This window comes from Streptomyces echinoruber (assembly GCF_014651135.1).
Taxonomy (GTDB): domain Bacteria; phylum Actinomycetota; class Actinomycetes; order Streptomycetales; family Streptomycetaceae; genus Streptomyces; species Streptomyces echinoruber.
The window spans coordinates 21,487-31,060 of the sequence record NZ_BMWH01000047.1 but is presented as its reverse complement, the minus strand read 5'-3'; the positions used below and the strand labels follow the sequence as shown (position 1 = coordinate 31,060).

8 protein-coding genes and 1 CRISPR repeat array are annotated in these 9,574 nt (G+C 71.7%); of the genes, 1 reads left to right on the top strand and 7 read right to left on the bottom strand.

The features are described 5' to 3' along the window. The coding region (locus IE225_RS31490) for an SMI1/KNR4 family protein (protein ID WP_190061078.1) at positions 1-448 on the top strand (448 nt) is incomplete at its 5' end. Between the two features lie 203 nt (positions 449-651). Here IE225_RS31490 and IE225_RS31485 read toward each other — a convergent pair. From IE225_RS31485 to cas7e, 7 genes are all read right to left on the bottom strand, one after another. Beyond that, positions 652-1,077, bottom strand: a complete 426-nt coding sequence (locus IE225_RS31485; protein WP_190061077.1) for a hypothetical protein — start codon at positions 1,075-1,077, stop codon at positions 652-654. Between the two features lie 835 nt (positions 1,078-1,912). Then, positions 1,913-3,568 (bottom strand): AbeC-like domain-containing protein, encoded by a 1,656-nt coding sequence (locus IE225_RS31480; RefSeq protein WP_190061076.1) that lies wholly within the window; start codon positions 3,566-3,568, stop codon positions 1,913-1,915. A gap of 898 nt (positions 3,569-4,466) precedes the next feature. Then, positions 4,467-5,471: a CRISPR direct-repeat array (repeat unit 29 nt; unit sequence CGGATCACCCCCGCTCGCGCGGGGAGCAC). Positions 5,472-5,491: 20 nt separating this feature from the next. Continuing rightward, positions 5,492-5,821, bottom strand: a complete 330-nt coding sequence (cas2e, locus tag IE225_RS31475; RefSeq protein WP_125500799.1) for a type I-E CRISPR-associated endoribonuclease Cas2e — start codon at positions 5,819-5,821, stop codon at positions 5,492-5,494. Positions 5,822-5,861: 40 nt separating this feature from the next. Next, complete coding sequence (gene cas1e, locus IE225_RS31470; RefSeq protein ID WP_229880188.1) at positions 5,862-6,851, bottom strand: type I-E CRISPR-associated endonuclease Cas1e; 990 nt, start codon at positions 6,849-6,851, stop codon at positions 5,862-5,864. Further along, positions 6,848-7,525, bottom strand: a complete 678-nt coding sequence (cas6e, locus tag IE225_RS31465; RefSeq protein WP_190061075.1) for a type I-E CRISPR-associated protein Cas6/Cse3/CasE — start codon at positions 7,523-7,525, stop codon at positions 6,848-6,850. Before cas6e ends, cas1e begins: the two co-directional genes overlap by 4 nt. Further along, complete coding sequence (cas5e, locus tag IE225_RS31460; RefSeq protein ID WP_229880187.1) at positions 7,522-8,394, bottom strand: type I-E CRISPR-associated protein Cas5/CasD; 873 nt, start codon at positions 8,392-8,394, stop codon at positions 7,522-7,524. Before cas5e ends, cas6e begins: the two co-directional genes overlap by 4 nt. Continuing rightward, positions 8,391-9,551 carry a type I-E CRISPR-associated protein Cas7/Cse4/CasC gene (cas7e, locus tag IE225_RS31455; RefSeq protein WP_190061073.1) on the bottom strand — a complete coding sequence of 387 codons (1,161 nt, stop codon included), beginning with the start codon at positions 9,549-9,551 and terminating at the stop codon, positions 8,391-8,393. The genes cas5e and cas7e overlap by 4 nt, the downstream gene beginning before the upstream one ends. Positions 9,552-9,574: the final 23 nt, after the last annotated feature.

Here is a 9,574-nt window from a genome sequence, read left to right as displayed (position 1 = left end):
CGAGGAAGCCTTCGGCGTCCGGCTGCGGGGAGGGCTGAAGGCCCTGTGGAGCCTGTGCGCGGGCGTGCGCGACCAGCGGGGCGCCGAGTTCATGCTCGGCAACTGGGCGCTCATGACCCTCGACGGCGCGATCGAACTGCACGGCCGCTACGTCCGGATGGGAAAGGACGTCTGGCAACAGGGCTGGATTCCGGTGTGCGCGTTCAACGCCCACGACCAGGCCATCGGGCTCTGCCTGGACACCGACAGCGGACAGCTGTGGTACTGGGACCGGTACGGAGACCGCCATCCCGAATTCGAGTCGCTGACCACCTACCTGGAGGAGATGGCGGACGCCCTCGACGTGCCGGACCTTGCCGGACCTCCGGCACCGGGGTTGATCCGCGGCGCCCTGCGCTGGGGGCCCACCGGCGAGCCCGGGGACGGCTGGGAGCCGTTCACCGGCTGAACGACGGGCGGGAACAGCCGTGATCGTTCCCGCCCGCGCAGCACGGACCGCTACCCGACCTTCTCCCGGGCACAGGTGCTGTTGGCGTTCGCGCAGTGCTCGAAGCCCAGGGCCCTGACGAAGAACCCGTCGGCGAGCAATGGCCCCCAGGGAGGTGTCTGCCGGCGGTCTCTGCCGGCGGTCGATCGATGCGACACGAGCGGTCAGCGCGGTGTCCGGGAACGGGTGCCCAGGAAGATCGCGCTGAGTGCCGCGGCCATGCCGCCGAGCAGGCCGGCCGCCTGTGTGGTGGCGCCGCGGTCCACGAAGTCCTTGGCGATCCACAGGCACCCGGCGAACCCGCTGGAGCCGACCAGCACCCCGACGATCCGGAAGCGGACGTTGATCATGTCGAGGCGGCGCCGGTGTTCGGCGTCGAGGCGGCGCTGGTACTGGTCCTCGACTTCCAGCGCGAACCGCTTCTCGACGAGGGCGAGCGCGCGTTCCGCGGCGCCGCCGCCGAGCATCAGCTCGTACTTCTCGATGTCCGCCGCCGAGGGCAGCTCCCAGGCCCCCGCTGCCGGCGGCCGCACCTCCGCGCCGCCCTCTCCGGCCTCCGGGGTCGAGGGACCGGGGCTCGGACTTGTCACGGCGTACCCCCCGTTCCCCTGTCCCTGTTCTTGTCCCTGTTCCTGTCCGGGGCACCGGGCTCCCCCGGCACCGGCAGACCGAGTTCCGCATGCGCGCGCAACAGCGCCTCTGCCACACAACGCCGACTGTGTTCCCTCGACGGCTCGGGCACGGGGCCGTCAGGACCGGTCCGGTCACCGGGCTCGGTCGCGGGAAGCGCACCGCTCGAAGAGAACAAGGCGGGAAACACCAGAACCTGCGCGATTCCCTCGGCGAAGGCCCGGCCGGGGGACACGGGATCCTGATCCCGGCCCGGTGGTGGTACGGCCGGAGACGGCGCGCTCTCGAGAGCTGCCGCCCGTTCCCCGGCCGCCGCGGACCGCACGGCTCGTACTCCCCTGACCACCAGGGTGGTCCACACCAGGGTCACACCCCCGGCCCACCAGTGGCCGAGCACGGCCGGCACCGCCGGGACCGCGAGCGCGCACAGCGGGATCGCCGCACGCCGCAGCAGAGCGTGCGGCCGACGGCGGTCCGCTGCGGACTCGGGGACCGCCTCGGAGGCCGCCTCGGAGGCCGCCTCGGGGCCCGTCTCGCAGGCCGCCTCGGGGCCCGTCTCGCAGGCCACCTCGGAGGCCACCCGTGCCCCGCGGCCGTCGTCGTGTGCCCAGCTCTGCCGCAACGCGTCCCAGGGCATGGCCGCCCCGGCGGGCGCCGCTCCCGCGCCGCGCGGGCGCCACCACAAGGACCGTCTCGTCCTGACCCGACGCGGGCGCCGGGGCCGTGCCGCAGCGCCCGGACTGCGGCCGACGCGCCATCCCTGCAACTCGGCGTCCCACGGCGCCATAGTCCCGCTCATGCCGGTTTTCTCCGCGGAAGGTCACCGTGTCCCACGGAGACGCCGGGCACGGGATCGGGGAGACGCAGACGTTCGGCACGCACACCGCTGTCGCGCAGGAACGCCGCCCGTGCATCGAGTTCGGAGGTGTCCCAGTCGCGTTCGAGGAGCGCCAGGCGCACCGCGTGCACGACGCGCTCCCGGATGGTCGCGATGTACCTCCCGGCGTCCAGTTCCTGGAACATCGAGGCGTAGCGCTCGGCCCCGAGTTCCCGGACCGAGACGGCCGGCCCTTGGGGTGGTCGCCGTCCCCCGCCGTTGAAGGCCGTCAGCAGGAACCAGGCGAACGTCCGCCAGACGTCGGCCAGGGCGGAACCGGCCACGGCCGGCGTCCTGACCAGCGCCCGGCCGATCCGGCTCGGCAGGCCGACGGGACCGGGGAGGCGGGCCGCCCGGTCCGCGGTGTGGAAGTCGGTCCGCAAGGGGTTCAGGACGTAGGAAACGATCTCCAGGGTGACGATCCCGCCCTGGGTGTGCGCCCGGACGAACACGGTCGTGACCACCTCCTCCCGCCATGCGCCGACCCGGACCCGCAGGAAGTGGCGACGCGCCTCGCCGCTCTCCTCCACGGCCGCGCGCCGGTGTTCCTCGAAGACGTCCCGGCCGTGCGGTGTCTGGTCCCGGCTGAGCAGTCCCTCCACGGGAAGGAACACGCACTCGTCGATCTCCATGTGACGGAGCCGGTCGAGACGCACTCCCGCGGTCTCGGACGAGCCGCGCAGTACCGGGTGGCGCAGGGCCGCCACCTGGGTCTTGATGTGGTCGATGAGCCAGCCGTTGCTGAAGGGCTCCCCGGGATCGAACGGCGTCGGGGCGCGGGCGCCCGACGCGGGCCGCAGCTCCACCGTCAGCGTCCACGCCTCCTGCAGGGTGCCCATCCCGCAGAAGGGGTCGGCCATGTCGTACAGGATCAGAGGCGCGTGCTGCTCCCGCCGGATGCGTTCGCCGATCCACTGCAGGCGGGGGGAGGTGACGTGTTCCGCCGGGTCGCGCGCCGGGTCGGCGAACACCTCCGGAGCGAGGTCGCGGCGCAGTACCCGGTCGAGGTGGTGCTGCCGCAACAGGACGCAGCAAGCCGTCGCCGCCAGGCAGCCCAGGGCGATCCAGCCGTGGCGCGCGTCCCACGCGTCCCAGGGCAGGAGGGCCGAGTCGTCGTAGTACCCGTATCCGTATCCGTACGGGTCGGAGCCGTAGGTGCTCTGCGCCGGGTCGGCGAGCGCGACGTACGCGACGAGGTACAGCCCCAAGCCGAACGTGATACGGCCGGCCCAGCGCAGCACCGCGCCCGATCCTCTGCGGCTGCGGGCGGCGCGGCCGCAGGCGGCGAGGAGGGCGCACCCGGGGAACAGCGCCAGCACGAGCAGGTTGGTCAGCAGGCACCCGGTCAGCCACACGGCCAGCACCAGTGCCGCCCAGGCGGCGGCGATGCGCCGGGCGCGCAGGGCGTGGACCAGGACCCGGCGTGCGTCGAAACCGACCGAGGGCGCGACCACGCGCTGGTCGTTCGTGTAGAGCGCGTCGAGCACCGCGTCGCGGTAGGCGTCGTCCACATGGACGCCCACGCACAACAACCGGGTCGCCTCACTCAAGTGCGGTGGCGTGGGCTGGGTCAAGGGGCCTCTCCCTGCGGCAACCGTCCCGCCGGTGAGGCGAGTTGACGCGCACGATCCGTTGGAGCGCACTCAAGAGGATAGCGATCGATCCGTCCCGAAAGAGCCCAGTTGGCCAAGAACGCTCTGATCGGCTGCGTTCCGTCGCCGTCGGCGTGCTTCCGGCGGTACTTCGAGATACCGAAGGGAGGCGCCGGCCCTTGTCATCCGCGGTCCCGCGGCTGTCATCCGCGGTCCCGCGGCCGTCCACAACGACCGTTCCTTCCCGCACAACGCGGGCGCACGGACACCGTTGCCCGGAGTAGTGGGTCGTCCCGACGAACGGTGGTTCGAGGAGCTGTGGCTCGAAGAGAATCGCCGCCCACGACGAAACCTTCTTGAAGCCGCCCGTCCGGCAGGCCTGCCCCGCGGCAGTGCCGTCTTCCCGCCGCGCACTCCGCCGGCCCGCCACCGGACGACGCAGGAGACCCTTACATCCGCGCGCTTCAGCCCCCGGCAGCGCAACACCCTCGGCCACCGACACCGGTCCTCGGTGCGCACACGGTGCCCACACGACGGCGACAAAAAGCCCCCCCGACCCACGTTTCCGCAGGTCAGAGGGGCTCTGTGAGCGTGGAGCCTAGGGGAGTCGAACCCGGAAATGAGACGCTTCTCACCTGTGATTTCAGCGAAAAAACGGACCTTTGCCCCCTGCTGGACCCGGCTGAACCTCCCTCGATCCTGCTCCGTCGGGTGGGTGTGCCCACTCGTGGGCACACCCACCCGACACGTTGCAGAAGCAATTAGGGTGGCACTCGCGCGGGGAGCGTCAGTTCACCGACCCCGTCGTTTGCGGCATCGTCGAGTCCCCCCGCTCGCGCGGGGAGTACACCCACAGCGACAGCCGTCCGGCGCGGCCGGCCGGATCACCGCCGCTCGCGCGGGGAGCACGGATCAGTCAGCGGCTACCGCGCCCCGGCCGTCGGATCACCCCCGCTCGCGCGGGGAGCACCACGCTGCGTTTCCTACGTTCGCGTTGTCAAGCGGATCACCCCCGCTCGCGCGGGGAGCACGAGTCCATGATGGCCACCACGCCCCGGTCGGTCGGATCACCCCCGCTCGCGCGGGGAGCACTTTCGAGTAGCCGCGGGTCGGGCCAGAGACGGCGGATCACCCCCGCTCGCGCGGGGAGCACCAGCCCGAGACGTTCGGTACGAGCGGGCTCGACGGATCACCCCCGCTCGCGCGGGGAGCACAGGTACGCCTCGCCGCTGCGACGAGTGGTCAGCGGATCACCCCCGCTCGCGCGGGGAGCACTCCCCGGCCGGGGGCTGCCCCGCGCCCTTGCACGGATCACCCCCGCTCGCGCGGGGAGCACGGTGCCGCACTGGCCGGTCCAGTCGGGGAACGCGGATCACCCCCGCTCGCGCGGGGAGCACGTACGCGGACAGTGTGACGGTGCTACGGGCCGGGGATCACCCCCGCTCGCGCGGGGAGCACCGCGACTCCCTGCACTGGCTGTACGGCAGCGGCGGATCACCCCCGCTCGCGCGGGGAGCACTGCTGTTGCCCGGCTCTTTGAGCACATTGCTGCGGATCACCCCCGCTCGCGCGGGGAGCACGGCATCAGGCGGGTGCCGTCGTCTGTCCACGCCGGATCACCCCCGCTCGCGCGGGGAGCACGGCGTGTACAGGTGCGGGGTCGAGCCCCACCGCGGATCACCCCCGCTCGCGCGGGGAGCACGAAACCTTTGTTTCTAAAGTTCTAAACCAAACCGGATCACCCCCGCTCGCGCGGGGAGCACGGGTACATCGCCAGCTCAGCCTGCGTGCGCGCCGGATCACCCCCGCTCGCGCGGGGAGCACCTCGGCCAGGCGCTTGGCTCGGCCAGCCAGGGCGGATCACCCCCGCTCGCGCGGGGAGCACCCTGAGCTGGGGTTTTGTAGTCAGTTTGCCATTTCTTGGGTTGGTTGGCGGGTCGTAGCGTTGTGGCCTTGGTGGAAAGAGATGAGGGTGAGGCCGTCGAAGTCCACGGGGTGGCGGCGTTGGGGTCCTGTGGTGCGTAGTTCGAAGCCCTGTTCGTTGTCCGCGGGGTAGACGAGGACGCCGACTCCGTCGGTGATGCAGCCGGAGACGGCTTGCCACAGTTCGTCGCGGACGCGGGCGGAGACGGTGCCGACGTACAGGTGTGGGGTGACTTCGAGGAGCCAGCGGGTGAGGGCGCCGCGGACGTGGTCGGGGACGGCGGTGACGGAGATGGTGATCATGGAGGCCATGGCGGTCCTGGGTGGGGCGTCTTGAGTCCCGGTGTCGGCTTCACGGGGCGTCCGTGCCGTAGTTGGTGCCGCCGGCGATGGGGCCGGAGACGGGGTCCCACAGGTCGACGAGTTCTTCGTCCGGGTCGGGGGTGGTGACGGGTTCGTCGGGGGCGAGGAGGCGCTGGATGTCGGTGGTGATGCGCGGCATGAGCTTGAACAGGCGTAGTCCGTCGCGGAAGCTGCGGCGGGCTTGTGCTTCGGGGTCGGGGGCGTCGTGGAGGCTGAAGGCCAGGGGGATGGTGAGTTCGGCTTTGTACAGGTCGGCGATGTCGTAGACGAAGGCTTGCTGGTTGCCGCTGTGGATGAAGCCGAGGGCGGGGCTGCAGCCCAGGGCGAGGATGGCGGCGTGGACGATGCCGTAGAGGCAGGTGTTGGCGGCGGAGAGGGCGAGGTTGACCGGGTCCTGGGTGTCCCAGGAGGCGGGGTCGTAGGAGCGGCGGAAGCGGCCGATGCGGTGCTGCTGGGCGAGGAGGCGGTAGAGGGCTTTGACGCGTTGGCCTTCCATGCCGCGCAGTTGGGCGAGGGTGGCGCCGGAGGGTGCGCTGCCGGGACCGAAGCGTTGTTCGTACATGCGGGTGGCGACGTTGAGGCGCTGGGTGTCGTCGGCCCAGGCGCGGGCTTGGTGTTCGAGCCAGCGGGTGCTGAGGGAATCCGGGGTGATGGCGGCGTAGCAGCGCACGCCGCCGGAGCCGGTGGCCAGGACGGTGGTGCCGTGGCGGGCCAGGGTGGTCAGGGCGCGGGCGGTGATGGAGGTGCCGGGGCCGAGGAGGACGCAGCTGAGGGCTGCGGTGGGCAGGTAGACCAGTTCGGTGCCGCGGCGCTCGGTGGTGATCTGGGCGCAGACTCCGGTGTCGTCCTGCAGGATGCGGACGACGTCGAGGTAGAGGAAGGAGAGGGAGTCCGCGACGCGGGGCAGCATGGCGACGGTGGGCGCGGCCAGTCTGCGGCGGGCGGAGGAGGCCGCCGGTGGGGTGTTGCGGATGGTCATGACAGGTGCTGGGTGGGGGCGAGGGTGAGCAGGCCGCATCCGTAGGCCTTGCCTTTGCCGATGCCGTCGGCAAGACGCTGGCGCAGCAGGTCGGCGTCCTGGATCAGGGCGGTGCCTTCGAAGCGGGTGCGTGCGTGGACGACGGTCTGCCGGGTGCGGGCGTCCGGTTGCCGGCCGCGGGTGGAGGTGCCGCGGGCGGTGTCGAGGGGGGTGCTGTGCACGGAGTGGATCTTCAGGCCGGCGTTCTCGGCCTGGCGGATCCACCATTCCTCGGCGGCGGCGCCGGTGAGGGGGATGACGGAGTTGAGGTGGTAGAGGGCGCGGGTGGTCTTGCCCGGTTTGCGGATGGCGTTGGCGGCGATGCGGTAGCGGACGAACAGACCGGGGCGGAGGGCTTCGAGCAGCGGGGTGAGGGGTTTGGTCTCGGCGGTTCCGTAGTTGGTGGGCAGTTTGCCGAGGTCGGGGCGTACGCGGCTTTGGATGAGCAGCTGGGGGCCGCGGGGGCCGTCCTCGCTGCGGAAGAGGACGCCGAGTTGCTTGCGGGCCTGGTCGCCGATGCCGTCGGGGTAGAGCTTCATCACGCGGTGGTGCAGGTTGACGGCGCTGGCGAGGTCGGCGCGTGCCTGCCGGTTGCGCAGGTCGGGCATGACGCGGGTGAGCCAGAGGGTGGTCATGGAGTGACGGCCTCCTGGTCGAAGTCGGCGACGTGCTGGTGCAGGTAGGCGGCCAGGGCTTGGAGGTAGTCGGCGCCGTAGCCGGCGTGCTGGTGTGCGGGCAGGGCGAGGGTGCGCTGGTAGAGGGGGCGGGCGCGGTAGGCGCGGCGGTGCGGGGCGAGGTCGACGGGGTCGTCGGTGATTTCCCCGGTGGGGATGCGGCCGCCGTGCGCGCCCACCGGTGCGGGGTGGCTGTGGAGGGCGAGCGTGTCGAGGGGCTGATCGCTGTAGAAGGCGATGGGCTCTGCCGCCTCCTTGGGGTCCCGTGGCGGTGGTGCGGCCAGGGGGAGGTGGACGAGGTGGGTGAGGGGTTGGGCGACGGGTCGGTCGCCGATCAGGAGGGGCGGGGTGGGCGGGCAGGAGCGGCGGCCGAGGTAGAGCGGCCAGGTGGGGCTGCGCAGGGCCTCGGCACACTGGTGCAGCAGAGCGGTGTCGTCGCTGGTGAGGGCCGCGGTGAAGGCGGCGTCTGCCAGGTAGTAGCGGTCGGAGACGAGCGTGGCGGCTTCCGCCTTGCGCTTGCCGCCCTCGGCGGTGGTGACCGTGGCCTTGGCCGGCAGGCCGCCGCCGACGGTGTGGTAGTCGCGCAGCAGTACGCCGGGACGGTCGACCCGTACGGTCAGCGACAGGCGTGCGAGGTCGTCGACGGGCTGGCCGCGTCGTCGGCCGAGGGCGGCTGCGAGGAGGCCGATGAGGCCGGAGCGGGTGGGGAAGCGTGCGGTGTCGCGCTGGGTGAAGCGGCTGCGTTCTCCCCAGGACTGCAGCGGGCCGGACAGGTGCAGGAGCAGTCCCGCGCTGTGTCGGTGGTCGCCGTGGGAGTGGGGGGTGGTCACGCCCGCTGCCCTCCCAGGGCGGCGTCCACGGTGGCGCCGATGAGGTCGGGGAAGGAGCCGTAGCGCTCGCCGAGGCCGGGAAGGTCGTCGTCGTCCCAGCAGGCCCATCCGGCCTTGAGCAGGCCGCGGCCGCCCAGGAGTTTGCGGGCTGCGACGGCGTAGTCGGCCAGGGCCTTGCGGGAGGGGGCGGCGAATCCTCCGTCGCGGTCGGCGGTGACGGGCTTTTCGAAGGCGGCGGCGTAGGAGACGGGGCGGTCGGTGCGTACGGCGAGGTGGACCAGGTCGGGGATGGTGTGGGGGGCGGTGGAATTCTTCTTGGCCTGCGGCACCGACAGCAGGAAGGCCTCGATGAAGGCGGCGGTCAGTTCGCGGGCGGCGGTGAGGTCGCCGCCGAGGTTGTGCAGCAGGTCGTCGAGGTCGATGGTGGCGTAGCGGTAGAAGACGCCGGCGCTGTAGGTGCTGTTGCCCATGTGGGCGCTGCCACTGGAGTCGCGCCAGGCGTCGGTGATGTCGTCGACGGCGGCGAAGTAGTCGACCTCGATGTCGGTGCCGTGGGTGGTCAGGGCGTGGGCGACCTGGACGGCGCCGTCCACGCCGGCGTCGCCGACTTCGGCCAGCATGCGGCCGAGGAGGTTGATGATGCCGTTGCGGGACCGCAGGATCTGATCGATCTCGTCCTTGGGCAGGACGCTGGTGACGCCCCTCTTCATGTCGGACGCCTTCTCGATGTCGGCGCGGTGTTCCTCGGCCAGGTCGGCGAGTTCGGAGACGGCGGAGGCGGGGACGTAGACCATCGCGTTGGTGGTCCACGCCGGGTCCTCCTTGGTCGGGGGGTCCGCCTTGATGCTGCTGCCGGTGGCGATGTGCTGGCCGGCGCGGCGGGCCAGGTCCGCGGGCCAGCCGCGCTCCTCGCGCAGCATGTGCTCGACGGCTTCGCCGATGCGGCGGGTGCGCAGGGCCTTGTCCCCGATGAGGTGCTCGACGTACCGGCGGATGGCGCGCTTCCAGCTCTGGCTGCTGACGCGGGTCCGCTCCCGGTCACCCCACTGTGCGGTTTTGACCGAATTGGTGTCGTCGCGGTTGAGGTTGGCGTACGGGATGCTCTGCAGGACCTGAACGTCGATGAAGCGACCGGGGATCTGGACGTTTCGCTGCATGGTGAACTCCTTGGTGATAGGGC

Excerpts from the sequence above, each read along its gene's own strand:
- cas2e (WP_125500799.1), bottom strand. The coding sequence starts at position 5,821 with ATGGCCTCCATGATCACCATCTCCGTCACCGCCGTCCCCGACCACGTC.
- cas1e (WP_229880188.1), bottom strand. The coding sequence starts at position 6,851 with ATGACCATCCGCAACACCCCACCGGCGGCCTCCTCCGCCCGCCGCAGA.
- cas6e (WP_190061075.1), bottom strand. The coding sequence starts at position 7,525 with ATGACCACCCTCTGGCTCACCCGCGTCATGCCCGACCTGCGCAACCGG.
- cas7e (WP_190061073.1), bottom strand. The coding sequence starts at position 9,551 with ATGCAGCGAAACGTCCAGATCCCCGGTCGCTTCATCGACGTTCAGGTC.